This window comes from Klebsiella sp. (assembly GCF_027492335.1).
GTDB classification, from domain to species: domain Bacteria; phylum Pseudomonadota; class Gammaproteobacteria; order Enterobacterales; family Enterobacteriaceae; genus Klebsiella; species Klebsiella huaxiensis.
This window is the reverse complement of sequence record NZ_JAPUEW010000010.1, coordinates 70,744-88,318: the sequence shown is the minus strand read 5'-3', so window position 1 is coordinate 88,318 and position 17,575 is coordinate 70,744. Positions and strand designations below refer to the sequence as shown.

Annotated in this window: 21 protein-coding genes; 19 read left to right on the top strand and 2 right to left on the bottom strand. The window is 34.4% G+C overall.

The window, feature by feature from the left end:
* The 14 genes from QVF11_RS04190 to QVF11_RS04125 form a co-directional block, all read left to right on the top strand.
* Positions 1-1,239 (top strand): phage major capsid family protein (locus QVF11_RS04190; protein ID WP_353738512.1); only part of this gene is annotated, 1,239 nt, incomplete at its 5' end.
* A 13-nt stretch (positions 1,240-1,252) separates the two neighbouring features.
* The gene (locus tag QVF11_RS04185) at positions 1,253-1,570 is read left to right on the top strand and encodes a head-tail joining protein (protein WP_287855304.1); all 318 of its coding nucleotides are present in this window, start codon (positions 1,253-1,255) and stop codon (positions 1,568-1,570) included.
* Positions 1,570-1,971: a hypothetical protein gene (locus QVF11_RS04180; RefSeq protein WP_287855303.1), complete on the top strand. Its 402-nt coding sequence runs from the start codon at positions 1,570-1,572 to the stop codon at positions 1,969-1,971. Before QVF11_RS04185 ends, QVF11_RS04180 begins: the two co-directional genes overlap by 1 nt.
* 12 nt (positions 1,972-1,983) lie before the next feature.
* Positions 1,984-4,896, top strand: a complete 2,913-nt coding sequence (locus QVF11_RS04175; protein ID WP_287855302.1) for a tail fiber domain-containing protein — start codon at positions 1,984-1,986, stop codon at positions 4,894-4,896.
* Positions 4,897-4,956: 60 nt separating this feature from the next.
* Complete coding sequence (locus tag QVF11_RS04170) at positions 4,957-5,406, top strand: phage tail tube protein (protein ID WP_287855301.1); 450 nt, start codon at positions 4,957-4,959, stop codon at positions 5,404-5,406.
* A gap of 68 nt (positions 5,407-5,474) precedes the next feature.
* Positions 5,475-5,774: a hypothetical protein gene (locus QVF11_RS04165; RefSeq protein ID WP_287855300.1), complete on the top strand. Its 300-nt coding sequence runs from the start codon at positions 5,475-5,477 to the stop codon at positions 5,772-5,774.
* 32 nt (positions 5,775-5,806) lie between these two features.
* A complete protein-coding gene (locus QVF11_RS04160; protein WP_287855299.1) occupies positions 5,807-6,178 on the top strand; it encodes a hypothetical protein in 372 nt (123 codons plus the stop codon).
* Positions 6,162-8,336, top strand: a complete 2,175-nt coding sequence (locus QVF11_RS04155) for a hypothetical protein (protein WP_287855298.1) — start codon at positions 6,162-6,164, stop codon at positions 8,334-8,336. Before QVF11_RS04160 ends, QVF11_RS04155 begins: the two co-directional genes overlap by 17 nt.
* 64 nt (positions 8,337-8,400) lie before the next feature.
* On the top strand, positions 8,401-8,955 hold the full coding sequence (locus tag QVF11_RS04150) for a hypothetical protein (protein ID WP_287855297.1): 555 nt from the start codon (positions 8,401-8,403) through the stop codon (positions 8,953-8,955).
* Positions 8,955-9,581, top strand: a complete 627-nt coding sequence (locus tag QVF11_RS04145) for a DUF2163 domain-containing protein (RefSeq protein ID WP_287855296.1) — start codon at positions 8,955-8,957, stop codon at positions 9,579-9,581. Before QVF11_RS04150 ends, QVF11_RS04145 begins: the two co-directional genes overlap by 1 nt.
* Positions 9,563-9,967, top strand: coding sequence for a DUF6950 family protein (locus QVF11_RS04140; RefSeq protein WP_287855295.1), 405 nt, complete (start codon positions 9,563-9,565; stop codon positions 9,965-9,967). The genes QVF11_RS04145 and QVF11_RS04140 overlap by 19 nt, the downstream gene beginning before the upstream one ends.
* Positions 9,964-13,221, top strand: coding sequence for a phage tail tip fiber protein (locus tag QVF11_RS04135; protein WP_287855294.1), 3,258 nt, complete (start codon positions 9,964-9,966; stop codon positions 13,219-13,221). Before QVF11_RS04140 ends, QVF11_RS04135 begins: the two co-directional genes overlap by 4 nt.
* A complete protein-coding gene (locus QVF11_RS04130) occupies positions 13,221-14,183 on the top strand; it encodes a DUF6453 family protein (protein WP_287855293.1) in 963 nt (320 codons plus the stop codon). The genes QVF11_RS04135 and QVF11_RS04130 overlap by 1 nt, the downstream gene beginning before the upstream one ends.
* 50 nt (positions 14,184-14,233) lie before the next feature.
* Positions 14,234-14,479 carry a hypothetical protein gene (locus QVF11_RS04125; RefSeq protein WP_287855292.1) on the top strand — a complete coding sequence of 82 codons (246 nt, stop codon included), beginning with the start codon at positions 14,234-14,236 and terminating at the stop codon, positions 14,477-14,479.
* Between the two features lie 11 nt (positions 14,480-14,490).
* Here the strand turns inward: QVF11_RS04125 and QVF11_RS04120 are convergent, their stop codons facing one another.
* Complete coding sequence (locus QVF11_RS04120; RefSeq protein WP_287855291.1) at positions 14,491-14,934, bottom strand: glycoside hydrolase family protein; 444 nt, start codon at positions 14,932-14,934, stop codon at positions 14,491-14,493.
* 50 nt (positions 14,935-14,984) lie between these two features.
* Here QVF11_RS04120 and QVF11_RS04115 point away from each other — a divergent pair, with 50 nt between their 5' ends.
* The 5 genes from QVF11_RS04115 (at position 14,985) to QVF11_RS04095 (ending at position 16,995) form a co-directional block, all read left to right on the top strand.
* Entirely contained in the window at positions 14,985-15,419 is a 435-nt protein-coding gene (locus QVF11_RS04115) for a hypothetical protein (RefSeq protein ID WP_287855290.1), read from the top strand.
* Between the two features lie 30 nt (positions 15,420-15,449).
* Entirely contained in the window at positions 15,450-16,031 is a 582-nt protein-coding gene (locus QVF11_RS04110) for a hypothetical protein (protein WP_287855289.1), read from the top strand.
* Positions 16,031-16,354, top strand: coding sequence for a hypothetical protein (locus QVF11_RS04105; protein WP_287855288.1), 324 nt, complete (start codon positions 16,031-16,033; stop codon positions 16,352-16,354). The genes QVF11_RS04110 and QVF11_RS04105 overlap by 1 nt, the downstream gene beginning before the upstream one ends.
* Positions 16,351-16,641: a hypothetical protein gene (locus tag QVF11_RS04100; RefSeq protein WP_287855287.1), complete on the top strand. Its 291-nt coding sequence runs from the start codon at positions 16,351-16,353 to the stop codon at positions 16,639-16,641. The genes QVF11_RS04105 and QVF11_RS04100 overlap by 4 nt, the downstream gene beginning before the upstream one ends.
* 69 nt (positions 16,642-16,710) lie before the next feature.
* Positions 16,711-16,995, top strand: a complete 285-nt coding sequence (locus QVF11_RS04095; RefSeq protein ID WP_287855286.1) for a hypothetical protein — start codon at positions 16,711-16,713, stop codon at positions 16,993-16,995.
* Positions 16,996-17,082: 87 nt separating this feature from the next.
* Here QVF11_RS04095 and QVF11_RS04090 read toward each other — a convergent pair whose 3' ends face one another.
* On the bottom strand, positions 17,083-17,292 hold the full coding sequence (locus tag QVF11_RS04090; RefSeq protein ID WP_287855285.1) for a hypothetical protein: 210 nt from the start codon (positions 17,290-17,292) through the stop codon (positions 17,083-17,085).
* Positions 17,293-17,575 lie beyond the last annotated feature (283 nt).

The following is a 17,575-nucleotide window of genomic DNA, read 5'->3' as shown; positions in this document are numbered from 1 at the left end:
GAAGTACAAGAAGTACAAGAAGTACAAGAAGTACAAGAAGTACAAGAAGTACAAGTAGGAGAAGAATTATCTGTAGAAGATGTTTTAGAACGCTCTTTCGAACAACATAAAGATTCTATCGTAAATGCTGTTAAAGAATCACTAAATAAAGATGAAGAAGATGAACGTGTTCGCGAACTTCAATCAATAGCTTTAGTACTAGATGTCAATGTAGACGAAGCAATCAATAGTGGCATTAGCGTGGAGGAATTCAAACGCACACTAAATAAAGATAATAAACCAATCGATAAGGAAATCGAAACAATGAAAAAAACTCTAATTAAATCTGCAATGGAAGATGCATCTAAACTAGACGGTTTTGAGCGTGGACATCAAGGTTATACTATCGACCTAAATCAAATGGTTCGTGGTGTGAATGATACTACCAGTACTGTTACTGCTGTTGGTGCTGTTAAAACTGAGACTACAGATGATTATATCCGTACTCTTTTATCTCGTTCAGTATTAGGCACATTACCTGTTACTGTATATGGTGGTCTAGCTGGACGTGGAAACCTAGCAGTACCAAAATCTACAGGTGTGGCTCCTGCTGCTAAATTCTATGGCGAAGACGAACCAGTTTCGTTATCAATTGCTGGATTTGACAAAGTAACTTTAAAACCACGTCACTTTGCTGCTGGTATTCCAGTTACGAAAGCAATGCGTCTCTCAAACTCTAACATCGATCGTTATGTAACTGATGAAATTCTCCGTTATTGCTCTAATGGTCTTGAACAAGCTGTATTCGCACAAATTCAAGCTACCGTTCCAGTAATCGAAACTGCCGCTTCCGGCACTCTAACCGAAGCAGACGTACAAGGTGCTATCGCTGCACTAGGCACTGCAAATGTGAGCGTAAATGATTGTGTTGCAATCGTTCACCCAAAAACTCTAGCTAAACTACGTCAAACTCCAGTACTAAACAACGTTGCAGCAGTAGCAATGGTAGCTGGTCATCGTTATGACATGTGGCTAAACGACGAAGTACGTGTGATTGAAAGCACTCTAGTTGCAGAAGATACAGTACTAATCGGTGATTTCCGTTCTGTTATTTTCGCTAACTGGGTAGAAGGTCAAGAACTAGATTTTGACGAAACTACAAAACGTTCTGAGCAAACCATGATCGTTTGGTCTCACCAATGGTTAGATGTTGCAATCGCTCGCGAAGAAGACTTTGTACAAATCAAAATCAAAGCATAATTGAGGACTAACTATGAGGCATTTTACAAGTAATCAAATTGATTCCACTTTCCTAAATGCCTTTGGTCAACCTATTGAAATTAACGGGGCGACATTTACAGGGATTGTAGATGTACGCCCCGTTGTCATTGATAGCGGTACTCAAGGCATGATTGAAAGTACAGAAACTTTTATTTCAATTAATAAAAAAGACATTTCAGTAGTAGCTATTGAATCTATTGTTACTATTGATAATGTTGAATATACAATTTATAACATATATGATGATTTGAGTGGCCTTGTTGAATTATATGTAAGAGAAACATTATATAACAACTATGGGGGCTACTAATGGCAGGGCTTTTAACAACAGTTAAGAATACTTTAACAAGTAGTTTAAATAATCTACAACCACTACGTAAAGCAATGAAGGTTAGTAGTACACAATCATTATTCTCTTTAGTGAGCGTAACACAAGAATATACAGCACTAGATTATGCTGTAATTCCACGACAACAAGGTGATTTTAGTTTTGAGTTTCTAATTAGTTCAACTCCAACTAATCAATTGCCTCCAGAAGCATTTGATATTATTGTTGAATATGTTCTAACTCAAACTAAAATGATTTTTGCACCAGCAGGAATTAATTTAATTAGTCTCGATTTTGGTAATAGTACTTTAATTGATGATCCAACAACTGGAAGAATTTCACTTGTGTTCACTATAAATATCATAGCTACTTTAAAAAGATAATAAGGAACATAAATGAGTGATATTTTTACAGGGAATGGTTTAAAGCTATATTACAATACAGATACGGCAAATTTAATTCCTGATAATTACAAAAATTTTCAAGTCGCATCACTTGCAGCAATGCCAAGTGTCACATTTAATTCAGAAACAAATAAAATCGAAGTATATAATAGTGATTATAGTACTTTAATCGTTGGTGGTAAAACTGTTGGCGATCTTGAGATTGTAGTAAACTACATTCCCGATAGTGAAACTCATATGTTTTTGGATGCGGCAGCAGAGAATCAAACCGAATTTCAATTAATTATTGAGTACCAAACTGATGAAGCGGGAATTATTGATTATTCAATCCTAAATGGTTCAATCAGTTCATATAGCCTTTCTGGTGAAAAAGATGCAGTAGTACAGAAGAGTTATATCTTCTCAACTATGAATGTAATGGTACGATCAGCACGTGCAGTTGCATCTATACCATTGAATGAGGGTTCATATGGTGTTGGCTCCAATGGTGTTACAGTTCCACAATATCAACCAGATGTACCAACCGGAAACAGTTTTATTAAAATACCATCTGGTAGTTCTGGAAGTCCTACAAGTTCTGATGTTATGGGTATTGGTCTAATTGATGAATCAAAGTTTAGTTCAATTGCATTAACTACTAGTGGTACATTAGCAATATATGCAAAAAATGCAAACACTGCATGGACTCGAATTGTAACCTCACCAATGGCAGATGCAAAGTACTTACCACTTGGTGGTGGTACAATTGGTGGAAATCTAAACATAACTGGAATTTTAACACTAACAAATCCGTTAGAAATTACATGTGGTGGTACAGGATCAAATACAGCCGATGGTGCTCGTACTAATCTATCAATTTACTCAAAGAGTGAAGTTGATAATAAAGATTCAGCACTTGATGGTAAAATTGATTCAGTTAATGATGATCTAACTACAGACATTGCTACGCTTGATGGTAAAATTGATTCAGTTAATGATGATCTAACTACAGACATTGCTACGCTTGATGGTAAAATTGATTCAGTTAATAATGATCTAACTACAGACATTGCTACACTTGATGGTAAAATTGATTCAGTTAATAATAATCTAACTACAGACATTTCTACACTTGATGGCAAAATTGATTCAGTTAATAATGATCTAACTACAGACATTGCTACACTTGATGGCAAAATTGATTCAGTTAATAATGATCTAACTACAGAGATTGCTACACTTGATGGCAAAATTGATTCAGTTAATAATGATCTAACTACAGAGATTGCTACGCTTGATGGTAAAATTGATTCAGTTAATAATAATTTAAGCACAAAGATTGATGATCTAACTACGGATATTACTACCACGGTAGCAACACTTGTACCCAAGACAACAACTGTAAATGATAAACCACTATCAGGTAATATCACATTAAATAAAACTGATGTTGGGCTTAGTAATGTAACTAATGATACACAATTAAAGGCTGGAAGTAATTTAAATGATGTACCAAATAAATCAACTGCACGTACAAACCTTGGGCTTGGTAATGTAGTAACCTATAGCATAGGTACATCTGGTAATAATATTCCTGTACTTAGTGGTGGTAATACCTGGACTGATAACCAAACTATGCCGGGTGTGATATTCCCATATGCAAACGGTAACGTCACATTACGTTCTATTAATAGTACAGAAGGAATGGGTACAGGTATTGTATTTGATTCTTCTAATGCAACTGAAAGTACATTTGGTATTGTTAACACTGGTGGTGGTAGTGCTGTATTCCATAACTATGTAAAACCTGCAAATAGTTCAGCGGTTGCAACTGGAGTACTAATTGGTGGTTACGGTTCACGTCCTTGGACAGGTACAACATACACTGAACATAGTAATGTATCTCAACATTTCCTAATGGATGGTACAGCATCAGCAACTAATCATGGTGGATGGTTCAGACTATTAACAACTCCATTAAATAGTACAATGGATGATAGACGACAAACTTTTGCAACATCAAATAATGGTGATTTATATTGTGGTTATGACGTACCAATGGATACCTATAAACTTACACCATCTGTACTAACAGATCTTAATGGTCGTGGATTTAAACAGTTTAATAACTCATCAAATGAAATTAACCTAATAACCCCACGTAATGGATTAACATCATCAACTGTTATTCGTGCCATATCATGTAATGGTACATATGATTCACCGGGTGCAACACAACAGAATGATGAAGTGTGGATTGGACTTGCTGGACACAATGGTAGTACCTTTACTTCAATTATGGGTGGTATCCGTATAGCTGCGTGGGAAGGATGGAGTGGTACAAGTAGAGGAACTGGTATTGAGTTTCATACAACACTAACCGCATCACAAACTCGTAGAGCAATCTGGGAAATGAATCCAAATGGTAACTTACTACCACGTGTTGATAATTCATTCTCCTTGGGTACTTCTGGCTATCGTGTCAGTGTAGTATATGCAGGTAATGGTACAATTAACACATCTGATGCTCGTTTAAAAACTGATGTAAGAACATTCACTGATAATGAATTAAAAGCTGCACAGTTACTTGCAAATGAAATTGGTTTTTGGTCTTGGAAAGATAAATCTGAACTTGAAAAAGATGAAGCACGTGAACATTGTGGTCTGACTGTTCAAAGAGCAATTGAGATCATGGAATCATGTGATCTTGAACCATTCCATTATGGATTTATCTGTTATGACAAATGGGAAGAAGAAATTAAAATCAATGAATATGATGAAAATGATAATCCAATTGAAACAGTAGTTCCAGCCGGGGATCGTTATTCATTCCGTATTGATCAATTAAATCTATTCATTAGTCGTGGTCAACAAGCAAAATTAGATTCACTTGAAGCTAGAATGAAAGCACTTGAATCAAAGTAATAAATAAAACAGTGAGGGACAAGGAAAGTCCCTCGAATTAACTTATAAGGAAATATATAAATGGCTATGGACATTTTTAGCGGCAGTAATCTTAAAGTTTCCGTAGGAACTGTAGGAGCTACTGTAGCAACAGACTTTAAAGAAATCCCTTCAATTGCAACATTCACTACTTCTGGTTTTGAATCAACAGTAATTGATGTTGTTGTCTTTAACTCATCATACAATCGTAAACTATTAGGTACTAAAAGTATTCCAGATATTGAATTAAGTGTTAACTGGATTCCAGATAATGAAGTTCATCAACAAATGGAAACTATTGCAGATGCCCAATCACGTTGCCAGGTTAAGATTGAGTACTTCACAGATTCAACACATACAAGTGGATACTTTGTTGTTTATAACGCATTTGTCTCTACCGCTAGTGTTTCTGGTGATAAAGATGAAGTAATTAAGAAAGCTTTCAACTTGGCGGTTGATGGCGGACCAGTAGATTATGGTATTAGCGAATAATATTAATGACTAAATAATGGGGGATAGGGAAACTTATTCTCCCTTTTTAATTATATAGGAATGACAAAATGAATTTAGAAAATTTAAAAAGCAAATTAAAGCCACAACTTGAAAAATTTGAACTAGTTGGTGAAGTTGTATATATACAACGTCCATCGGCAAGTGATCTACCCAAGTGTGATACTATTGCAAGCACTTTAATATATTGTGTTAAAGATGAGAATGGTGATCCAATTTTTGCAGACACAGATATTGATGGACGTATTAATGTTGGTTCTATTGATTTCATTCACCAAAAAACATTATTTGATGCAATTCAAAAAATTGCAGAAGTAAGTGATGTTGTTGATGAGATTGAAAAAAAGTAATTGAGTCTCCAGAATTTCGCTACTACCTAAAGATGATTAATAAACGGGGGTTAAGCCCCTCTGAATTTGAAGCTATAGACACTGATCTTTTCAATGCATTAATGGTTTATGACACATATATTGAACCTTCTGGTACTAAGATGGACATGCTTTATCATGCTCATCTATGCCATTCAATTACTATGAATAATCCCGGTATGACTAAAGAAATTGCTAAGAGTATTAAAATTTCTGATTACGATTTCTTAGGTGTTATGGATGACTCTAGAACTACTAAAGAGCGATATGAAGAAAGAGTTCAATCTCAGAAAAATAAAGATAAAAATGAAATTGATAATATGGGCGAAATGATTAAAAAACTCGCTGAATCTAATGGAAAGAATAAAGATGGCAAGAAGGAATAGTACCGAAATAGAACTAAATGGTGATAGTTCTGGTTTAGTTGCAGCGGTGAATCAAGCAGAAAAGAAACTTGATAGTTTTGGTAAAAATGTTGGTGGTAGTATAGGCAATGCATCAAATGCAATGGCATCTGGACTAGGAAAAATTACTGGTGGCTTAACTGGTTTAATCTCAATATCTGGATTGGCAGCAACTGCACTTGGTGGTTTAGTACTTAAAGTTAATGAAACAGTTCGTGAACTTAATCAACTATCAAAACAATCCGGTATCTCTGTTTCTGATTTACAAAAACTAGAGAAATCATTTAGATCTACTGGTTTAGGTGCAGATAAGATGGCCGACATTAACCAAGATGCACTTGATAAAATGGCCGATGCATACCGTAATGGTGGCGGGATTGCCGATGATATGCTTTCAGTTGGTTTAGATCCAAAGAAATTTACTAAACTACTTAATGATCCAAATGGTGGTATCAAAGCAGTAATACAAGCGTTTTATGACTTAAGAGCAGCTGGAGCATCAAATGCAGATCAGAAATTCTTCTTAGAGTCATTAGCAAGTGATGCCAGTAGATTAACTGGAGTACTTAATGAATCAGCTAATGCACAAGATGCATGGAATAAAATTCAATCTCAAGCCGTGGCAGTAAGTGATGAACAAGCTACACAATATACAGAATTTGATAAGAATTTAAGCTCATTAACGGATACAAGTAAAACATATCTCATTGATGTACTTACACCATTAGTTACTGCAACTAATAATTTAGCAACTGCAATGCGTGATGTTAACTCAACTAATTTTCTAGTTGATATTTTACAAACTGCAACTGATTTACAGATTAAGATTAATGAAATCACCCATATGTTCCCAGGGTTGAGTACAGTAATGGGTTTAATGTCTGATGGTGCAGAACATTTTAGACAAGATACCGACCCTGTAATGCCAAAACTTAATAATACTCTACCAACTCAGACCGCAACCGTTACATTAGATCCAAATGACGGTTGGAAGAATAAGGAACAAGAAGCAGCCAAAGCCGCAGCGGCAGCAGCGAAGGCACAAGCGGCAGCGGCTAAAGCGGCAGTAGCAGAAAAGAAACTTCTAGATGATCGTAAAAAAGCACAAGAAGAACTTAATAAGATAAGTGCAGATTCAACTATTGGTAGTAGTGAAAGACAGATTGCAGTGTTCGACCGCCAACAAACTGAAATCACCGATAAGATTAAAAAGAATGCAGAAGTACTTAAACTATCGCAGAAAGAACTTGATGAGTACTTAAATAAGCAAGCCCAATTTTCTGCATATCAACGTGAACAAATAATTAATGGTATGATTGGTTATTCAGACCCAAATCAGCAGTTGAAAACCAATATTGGACTTCTTCAATCTGGTTCCTTAAGTGATAATCAAAAAGGATTCCTTGCAAATCAACAAGCAGAAGGTATTGGTGCAGACACAACTTCAGCTCAACTTGCAGCAAATCAACAGGAATTACAGTTACAGTTGCAACAGAATGATTTACTACTTCAAGGTCATGAAGACTATGAAAAACGTAAAGCACAGATAACTGCATTCTATGCTACTAAGGCAGTTCAAATACAGAAGCAAGGAACTACAGCACAATTACAATCATTGGAACAATCATTTAGTACTATTGGTAATAATATGGCAGCAGTTATGGGTGAATCCAGTGTTGCAGCTCAAGCTGCCTTTGCTGTGCAACGTGGTCTATCAATTGGTATGACTATATTGAAGATTCAAGAGGCAATGGCAGGTGGTTTAGCATCGGGTGCAACATTTCCAGAGAAGATGGCATACTACGCAAATATTGCAGCATTAGGTACTTCAATTATTAGTACAGCAATGGGGGTAAGTGGTCAGTTCCACGGAGGTGTCGATGAACTACCATCTAGTATGAATAACAAATCATTTATGCTTAAAGCAGGTGAGCGTGTTGTTCAACCAGAGGCAAATAAGAAGCTAACTAACTTCCTTGATAATCAAGAGAAGGGTGCAAACATTACTGAATCAAATATTAGTGCACCAATGAATATATATTATTCCGGTACTAATGATAGAGAATTCCAAGCCCAACTTAAGAAACATCAAAATAGTATTGTACAAGCAGTTAAGGACTCTCAGCGTCGTAACTCATAAAAAGGGGCATTAAGCCCCTTTTTTTATATAAATATTATAAGCAAATAACAAAAGGATTTAATATATGCTTACTTTTACAAATAACGTTAAGATTTCAAATGTAAATCTAAAAAGTAATGAACCTAAGTATGAGCAAGTATCATGGACAGGTCAATCTATTCAACGTCTTACAGGTATTCAATATTATGAAATTGAATTCGCATTGAATTTTAATATCAAAGACCGTGCAGAAGTACAAGCATTCATTGGGGAATATGGTCAGGGTAAAACATTTGATATTTCACTCGGTCATTTATCATCTTATACAGGTTTAGAAACTGGTGCAGTTGCAAGCACTTCAAATATTTCAGCAGGTAGTATAGTAATACCTACTAACAATCAAGTACTTTCACTTGGTACACTAATTCAATTTGCAAATCATAAAAAGATTTATCGAATAATTGATAGAGGTAATACGTCATTAACAATATTTCCTTCGTTACGTAGTGGTGTACAAAATGGTGAGATGATTACTTACAACGGAATCATACTACGTGCAATGCTTGATGCTGACAATGATTTCTCAATGCCGATAACTAATATAGTACAAATGAAATTTACGGCAAGGGAGAAATTTTAATGGATGAACTTTTAACAAACTCAAATTTAATAAAGTATTGGAACCTAGTGAAAGGTGATAACAAAACTAAACTATCAATTACTGATGTAATGACTTTGGGGCAACATGTAAATTGTTTTGATGTATTTCCAGTTAATCAGAGTGCAATCCATTGGACTGATGCATTTAAAGAGATTTCAATGGGGGGGACGATTTATCAATCTGCACCAGATATCATTCAGGATTCTTTACCCGCATTTAGTGAAGAAAAGGGTATTAGTAATAACTCGATTTCATTCAAGATTAGCAATGTAGATAACTCAGTTCAAATGATGGCATTAACTAATCAATTATTTAAAGCAAAAGTTAATATTTATATGGTAGTACTTGATCCCTATACAACAAATGCAATTTACTCACAATTAATGTTTGCAGGTTATATTGATTATTGTGAAGCAAAAGCAAACCCAAATGAAGCAGTTGCTGAGATGACAATTAATATAAACTCAATATATCAAAAACTAGATGTACAAAGCCGCACATTAGCAAGTAATTCAGTTTATCAAAGTTACTATCCAGGTGATACATTTATGAGTTTATTGGGACAAGTTAACAAGGCAGATCAAGAATGGAGAATGAAAAAATGATTCATAATGAAATAATGTCAATAATTGAAACTGCCTTAAATAGTCCATATGAGTATGGTACTAATGATTGCAATATTGTTTCCTTACGTATTATAGATTTACTATGTGGTACAAGTTGGTGTGATATTGCAAAGTACTCAACGCTTAAAGAAGGGCTTAAACAATTACAGGATCTTGGATTTAATTCAACTCATGAAATCGTAATTAAAGAATGCAAAGAAATTGAAGTGCCAATTGATGGTGATATATGGGTTGATACTAATAACCCCTTACAGATGGGTATTATAGTTTCAAATCGTCTTGTATGCATCAATGATGATCATACAGCATTTAAACTAGACACAAAGAAAAGATATGGAAAGTATTATAGAGGGATGCAACAATGAGTATTTCAGGAGGCGGTATTTTTACCGCATTAGTAACCGCAGTAATGGTGGCCGCTGCTGCATATACAGGTGGTGCAACACTAACCGTTGCGGCATATTGGGGAGCAGCGGCAGGTGCATTAAGTTTAGTATCAACAAGCTTAATGGCACAGGTTGGTACTACAACGGGATATAATGATGTAACCAGTGCACTTAGTAGATCAACATCACCAACAAGTGGATTGCCAATAATTTATGGTGGATCTGGACCAAATAAACCCGATAGTAGTGGTGGTTCTTTTGTTCTAACCTCAGTGATCAATAACTGGTATAACGTACCAAATGGTAGTTCTCAATACTTTTTCTCTGAACAAGTAGTATCAATGACAGGTACAGCAAACCATATTGAACAAATATATTTTGATGGTGAACCAGTTCTAGAGGTTCCAATTACACAAGATGGTATAGTTGCAAAGACTAGTATAATTTCAAAGTTTGCAAAGTACTTACAACTAGAAGTTCGTTTTGGTGGTGATTATACGACTACAAAACAATTAGCAAAACAATATGCAGGTCCAAAATGGACTGATTCGTTTCTTGGGAAAGGTGTTGTATCTATATCAGCAGTAATTTACAAGACTGAAGATAGTACAATGGATGGAATACTAACTAATGACAATTTCAACATGACAGTTGAGATGAAGGGACAAAGCATATATGATTTTAATTCTGGTAATACATTTGCCACTTCATGCCCTGCATCACAAGTTTACGATTTTTTTGTAAATCCAATATATGGTATGGGTATTGACCCTGCGTTAATTAATAAACAGTCATTTTATGAAGTCAGTCAATATTGTTATCAACAAGGATTAACTAGTAATATTGCAATGTCATATCAAAGTACTTATAAGGAAAACATAGATAGTATACTTCAAGCATGTGCAGGTATTCTTTATATTCATGGTGGTCAAGTATATCTAACAGTAGATCGTAAAACATTATCAGTTGCATCTTTTAATGAATCAAACATTATTGGTGAAGCAACAGTAACTACTTCTGGTACATCTGATTATTATAATACAATTGATGCAAGCTTTACAAAACCAACATCAATGTATGCTGATGAAGTACTACGTATTCCATCAGATATTGATTCAGATGAAGTTATTAGAAGTGATGGTATGGTTATTACTCTTGCTCGTGATTTCAAGGCCGTATATAACGAAAATGTATTAGCAACATTAGTAAATGCGGAATTACGAAAAACTAAATTTGCAAAACGTACTCTAACATTCACTACACCAGAAGGTTGGGATTTAAGAGTTTGGGATAGTATTGATGTAGATTTTAAAGAATTGATGGTTGCTGGTAAGTTTAAAGTACTCTCTAAGACTATTGCAACTGATCAACAAAGCGTTGGTTATTGCACTATTACATGTATTGAATATCCAGATGCAATTTTTGATGGTACAGATCCTGGTGTTTGGTCTCCCGATGGGATTATCAATCCAGATGAAGGTCGTCTAATACTTCCACCAGTCAATTTAGAAGTAACTCGTAAGGGTGATATCACAACAGGTTCCGTAGTTAATATATCATGGGGTGCAAGTCCATCTTCAAATGTTCGTGGATACTATGTGTATTATCGTGAAACTGGTACAACAAACTGGGTTATTACAGGTCAAACTGTACCAACACTATATGAGTTTGATATATTTGGATTGGATTTTGATAAAAAGTATGATTTCGGTGTGGCTGCATTCAATATCATTGGTGGGGTATCAGTTAAGGCAGTTCTAGGTAATATTACTCCTGAGTTTGCATTCACTTTACCATCGATCACTGGTTTAAAATTAACCAATGCTACTACCGGATTATATGAAACGACTTCACTTGATTTTAATCTTGAATGGGATAACCAAAGTAATCTTAAAGTAAATGGCCTTTCTTTCTCAAACTATTTTAAGCACTATGTAGTAAAAATTTATGATGGTAGTACATTAAAAGCAACTTACTACACTAAGGAAGATAATTTTAACTATACATTTGAACTTAACAATTTACGCATACGTAAACCAACAATTGGTATTACCGCACAAGGCTTCAATAGTGGTACGTACTCACAGGAAGTTAAAATGACCGTTGAAAACAAACAGTCTGGATTAGTTGAAGATGTTCGCATATCAGGTGGGTTTGGTAATCTATTTGTTAACTGGATTGAATCAACTGAACCAGATTATGCAGGTGCAAGTATTATTCTATCGTCAGATGCTTCAACACAAAACTATATTAGTAATAAACCAGAGTTTGATTCTGTTCCAAACGTTCAGGATGGTAACTATAGAGTTAAAGTAGGATTGTTTGATGCCTTTGGTATGGATAATATTAAGTACTCAGAAGAAATTGAAATTAGCATTAACTCCAAATATGTATTCACCGAACAAGATGCAACTGAAATCAATAATATCCTTGATCTAGATAATAGACTTGAAGATACATTGAATGGTGCAGTTAATGAAAGTAATCAATACACAAATACACAAATCGATGTACTTCAAAATCAAATTGATAATGATGTGACTGCAAAGATTACTGAGATGAACCAAACCATTGTTGATAATAACACTGCAACAACTCAGCAGATTACACAATTGAGAAGTGATGTTGATGGTAATATTGCGACTGTTAATCAGGAAATGGCAACAAAGGCCGATATTGATACAATAAATGCGTCATATTCGCTATCAGTGAAAGCAGGTGGTGAAGTTGCTGGCTTTAGATTACTTGCAAGTGATGGAGTAGATAAAACATCAGCAGTGTATTTTGCAGCAAACAAATTCATAGTTTCTGGTAGTGATACAGCAGTTGCCGGTGATACTCCCCCATTTAGTGTTATTAATGGTAAGACATATATCAAAACTGCAATGATTCAGGAAGGTAGTTTAGGTTCGGTTTATATCTCAGATAGTGCAATTACAAATGCTAAGATTGCAAATGCAAGTATTAATGAAGGCAAAATAGTAGATGGAAGTATTACAAATGCCAAGATAGGTAACTTCATTCAGTCTAATAATTACACTGCTGGTTCAAATGGCTGGAGAATTACTAAAGATGGTGCAAGTGAATTTAACAACGTAGTAGTACGGGGTAATATCACGGCAAGTGATGGTAATTTTGGATTCAATGGTACAGGTAATGTAGTTACAATTAATAACGATGGTGTAACAGTAAATATACCAGGTGGCGGAATGATTAGATTAGGGAGATGGTAATGCCAAATGGACTTTATATAAATTTAAATGATGGTGGTCCAGCAATGGAAATAACAGCAGGGCTTAGATGCCCTGCCTTTGCTAACCAACTATCAACTCAATGGGATAATAATCAATATACAATTAATAATTATGTTGAAGGTAGTCAAATTGTAGTATTTCCAAAAGACTGTGTTTTTAGTACATATCGTGGTACAAACGTTGTACCAACAATTGGTATGTTTTCGGGGTACTCTCAAAATGGTTCACAGATAACAATGAATACTTGGTGGTCAGATAATTGGGGAAGGGCAAGGACTTTTGATTCTGCAATATGGCAGATTTACCCATCATCAATTTCTGGTACTCACGGATTATATATTCAAGATTCTTCAAATTTTCTCGCAATAACAAATACATCTTCAATTGGTTACTGTATATATCGTGATACTATAACTGTAAATGGTTCATGGACTATGCCAACATATGATGGGATTGATAGAAGTAGATATATATGCTTTGCTAGATGGTCGGCAGATGGAATTACAGTTGAATTTGATGGTAATAATATTACCGCATGTGTGAATAAAAATGGTGATGATGAAAGTGCATCCGTAACTATGCAGATTGCCGTGTTCGCAGCAGCACAACCAACACCATCAACTGGTTTGAATTTCTTTAATGCAGCGGGGCAATGTACTTTTAGTACTTCAAAACGTCCATTCGTTTACACTGGCTTCAACTATAGCCCATCATGGGATTATAAGGACATTGGAAACCGTTTCGTAATGCTTGGTAGATATGGATATGATAGTACCGTATCAGGTTCTCAGGACTATCTAAAATGGGCAGGTTTGATGATGAATGGTAATCAAGTTAAATGCTCAAAAGGTCTTACCAACTCTAAATGGACTTCAAGATACTCAGTAACTGGTAATCGTTTAACGTCACTTAATATTCCATGTATTGAAAACATGTATTAATATAGTAACTATAAATAACATAGTAATTATAAAAATAATAAGGATATACTATGGAATGGTTATTTACGGCAGTTATACTACCATTTGTGGTTTATCTCTTTAAGTCGTGGTTAAATAGTCGTAAAGATATGTTCACACGTATTGGAGAACTAGAAACAAAGGTAAGTACAGCAGAAATTCGTATTAGTGAGTTGCGTGATGATGTGGACGAAATTAAAGAGATTCGAGAGGTGTTAACCGATGTTAAACTAGACATTAGAGAGATCAAAACACTTCTACATAACAAAGGGGCTTAATGACCCCTTTTTTATTGTAAGTTCTTATTCATATCTTTAACGCGATTTGGTGTTTGACGATACCATAATGAATCAACAGATTCTCTACGCATTCCATCACGATTATGTGCCTTTGCTGCTGCAAGTAGTTTCTTAAACTTCTGTACTCCCCCCAATCCAAGTTGGAATAACATAATCACAAGATAATCTTCAATATCGCGTGGTAGTACTCCAAGATTAAGAGTCATCAATTGTGCTTTTGCTTTTTCAATATCTTTTGCAAGTAGAATATCTGCATCAATTGCAGATAGTCCATTACTGAAATTTTCATTATTTTGTACTAAATGACCATATCCAATAGTAGTGTATCCTAGACTATCTTTATACGCCCAAAATTTATCATTCTTAAAATACCCCAAAGTTATTTGGTATTCTTTAGTACCCTCATATCTGATCAATCTTTCTTTTAAATCCATTTATAAATATTCCTATATAAGTTTATGTAAGAATATTTAGGAGATTTAAAATGTCGAAGGAATGGCAATACACTGATGATTGGAGCGAAGAAGAACTATTAAATGGTAATTTTGCAGGTTTCGTCTACATGTTTCAGTTTGAAGATGGTAGTTCATACATTGGTAGCAAACAGATGTATAAAAGAGTTAAAACATATAAAAAAATTAAACCTGAATCTGTAGAGAATGGCTGGCGTGAGTACTCAAGCAGTTCTAGAATTGTCAATCAAAAAATTGATGATGGAGAAGAGTACATTAAAACTATTCTATGGGCTTTTCCTAATATGAAAGAAACACTTTTGATTGAAACTGCACTAATTATTAATGAGGGACTTAAACCTGGTAATTTGAACTTATCAATCATGCATAAAGCAAGACTACCAACAGGTAATGATAAAAAAAGACTATATGGAATATTACAGGAATTATTATCATATTTGAACTAAATACAATGTAACTATTTCAATGGGGGTATTATGAAGATAAAGAGTAAAATAAAGGGGCTAGAGGAAACTATCACATATATTAATAAAAAGGGAAGGGATCTTAAAAGCGAATTCCAAAATGAATTGATAATACAAAGTCGTGCTTTAGCACTGAAAATGCAAACTGATTTAGATAACTCGATTGATAAGGGTGGTGTGAACTTCACTAGTAAGTCCATCTATTTCAAATTTAATAAAAGAACTGGTGGTATAACTTGCTACATTGGAGTTAAAAATATTCAAAATAATTACTTATATGAAATTATTAATAAGCCTGTTGCAATTGATAAGTTTATTAACACTTCAGCAGCCCCTTTAACTAAGCAAGGAAACATTGCAAGACTACGTACTAGTCTTAAAAGTAAAAAGTACAAAGTAGTAAATTCTGGTGGTAAGAAAAGATTAATTGATACAACTAAGAAAGATACTAAAACAAAAATAAAACGTGTCATTGGTATTCAGGAATTTAAAAAACGTAAAATGATCTATGACTTCTATCAAGAAGGCGAGAAAGGCATTCGTATGATTGTTTCTAATATCAAAGGACATTTTTCAGTTAAAAAGGGAATGTAATGAATATTGAAGAACACCATTTCGGTGAAGATGTAAATAAAATAAAACTAGATGGAATTACCCCTTTTGGTAACTCATATAATTTTGAAGTGATGATTCATCTAACTCACAAGAGAATGAAGAAAAAACTAAAGATACTTGATCCTAATGTAAAGCAATTCATGAATATCGTTTTTCAAAAAAAACAAGACCAATGGAACGTTGGTGATGTACTTGAATGGGAGTATGAAGGGATTAAATTTGACGTAGTACTTTTTGGTTCACATATGATCAGTCAAAAGGGGAGGCAATTCTATCAGTACTGTGTAGGAATAAAGGAATGATTACCACAATACTAGAACTTATAAAAACTGGATTTTCTTTTTTCCAGAAAAAACAAGAAAATGGAATTAATGTAAACTTAAAAAAAATTAAAGAAGCAAATGAAACTAATAGAGAAGAAATCAAGAAAGGGCTAACATGGCGTAATGCTTTAGGATTTGCTATTACCCTTATCATTCTCTACAATTGGATAATTGTACCAGTACTAGATGCTTTTGGCATTGTGGTGATTCAAGTACCATTAGGTCAGTTGTTACAAGTGTTATTGATTATGGTTGGAGGAAGTTAATTTTTAGGGTTGTTGTGAACAAATTTTCTAATTATGATATACTTTTCATTTAATTGAGGATTGCTAACTATGTCAGATGAAAAAGAACTTTCAGCTCTTGAAGTTCAGCAAAAAGCATATGACGCATTGAAGTCATATCGTGATGAATGGAAACAAATAGATGTTGATAAGCTTGTCAGTGATGGAGTACTCAAGCCAGTGCGAGGGGGTTATCAAGTACTGGATCATCAACGACTACCTGAAGTTGCAAAGAAGCATACAAAATCAATTAAACAAACGGCCAAGGGTATCGTACTGATTATCTCTAAACCAAATCAAAAACTCTTGAAACGAATTGATGATTTCTTTGGTTAATTACAAAAAACCTGTATCCATAAAAAATGAATACAGGTTTTTTGTTAATGCTAAGTCCACTTAAATAAATTTGGTGGTGATTTTTTATTACCAATCCCAATTAACAGTCGTTGTTAAACCTCTTAATTGGGTATGTTCGGTTCTGGTAGCTTTAAGTACAATTTCACCTGTTGCTTTTGATACAATATCAAAGTACTCAATTTCTGTTTGGCCCATTGTTCCTTTAGTACGCATTCTGGTTCTAACATACTCATATTTTTCCCGAGGGTAGTCTAATTCAAATTGTGCATCTGTCATGTTATTTTCCTAAATCTCCGTACATAGATTGTACAAGAATATTATATGGCAAGGATTATAAAAAAGGAATCTGCATTTCAAATTAGAGTAATATATTTGATTTTTCTGATAAGAAATTATCATAAGATGATTAAGACTTTATTTTTAATAACTACAAAGGTGATAGCATAGGTGCTACTGGTGCCACCATACTGTAAGAGTAATACATCTGAAGCGTATATAGGTACATATTAAGGTTTTGAATTTGAATATAAGATTACTGATCGTCCACGCGAGTACTCAT